Origin of the sequence: Clostridium aquiflavi, from assembly GCF_031344075.1 — a bacterium.
Lineage (GTDB): Bacteria > Bacillota > Clostridia > Clostridiales > Clostridiaceae > Clostridium > Clostridium aquiflavi.
The window spans coordinates 1-1,268 of the sequence record NZ_JAVJAN010000097.1 but is presented as its reverse complement, the minus strand read 5'-3'; the positions used below and the strand labels follow the sequence as shown (position 1 = coordinate 1,268).

Genomic DNA, 1,268 nt, shown 5'->3' with positions numbered 1-1,268 from the left:
TAATGAAACTCACTGCTCACATACGTTTGCAGGAGTAAGTTCGAGTAACCAAATTATAAATTTGGACTCTCACTTAAACAGCTCAATAAATTACAGTTTGTCACGACATTATTATTCTATTGATGAACAGGGCAGCACTAATTTTATAACAGATGATGCTGGAAATATTAAGAATGAATACTACTATGATGCTTTTGGTAATGTACTAGATTCAAGAGAAGAAGTTCATAATAGAATGACTTATACAGGACAGCAGTTTGATGGAATAACTCAACAATACTATTTGAAAGCTAGATATTATAATCCTGTTCTAGGTAGTTTTATTCAAGAAGATGTATATAGAGGCGATGGACTAAATCTTTATGCCTATTGTCAAAATAATCCTGTTGGATATTGGGATCTAAGTGGATATGCAATGTGTCCACTGGATAATTGGTTTTATGTCAATATTTAGGACACTGAAAGTCAAACTTTAATCCTACAATTCTTGCTAAAATTATAATTAATAAGATATAATAGATATATGGACTTAAAGAAAGTGTGGTGAGTAATTTGCCTAAAAAACATGATTATGATGCAGCTTGGAAGACAATACTTGAAGCCTTCGAAGTAGAAGTAGTAGAAGTTTTATTTCCAGAAATATTTGATGAAATAGCATGGGAAAAGGGAACAGAAAGTTTAGATTTAGAGCTTGCAGAAATCCAAAGAGAAATATTTGATAAAGATAGTGCAGAAAAGATAATTTCAGATAAAATAATAAAGGTAAGATTAAAAGATAATAATAGCAAAATACTATTCATTCATGTTGAAGTTCAAAGCTATAGTAGCGATGAAGATGTCTTTGGAGAGAGAATGTTTAGATATTTCTATAGAATATGGGATAAATTTAGATATAAAAATAAAGATAAAAGTGAAGTTATAGCAGCAGCTATATATACTTATAAAGGCGAACGTGGAAAAGACACAAGATATGTGTATAGAGTTCCAAAGCTTGATGAGGAAATACTTGTATATAACTTTAGAACATAGATATTGAAAAAATAGAATTAGAAAATATAAGTTATGATAATCCTTTAAAATTAGTATTTAAGATGGCGAAAACGCTTCTTGAAATAAAACCAAAAGATGAGGATGTTTATAAAGCAAAAATACAACTTGCAGAAGAGTTAGTTGAATACGATAAGATTAAAAATGAAGAACAAATAAAAGCATTAGCAGATTTTTTAGAATACTTATTTTTGATTGAAGATAAGGAATTAGAACAAAAA

General features: G+C 28.9%; 1 protein-coding gene and 1 pseudogene. Both read left to right on the top strand.

What is annotated here, in order from left to right:
* Positions 1–454: RHS repeat-associated core domain-containing protein (locus RGC78_RS16085; protein ID WP_309556956.1), on the top strand; the 454-nt coding region annotated here is incomplete at its 5' end.
* Positions 455–552: 98 nt separating this feature from the next.
* A pseudogene (locus tag RGC78_RS16080) lies at positions 553–1,268 on the top strand (Rpn family recombination-promoting nuclease/putative transposase); the annotation flags it as partial.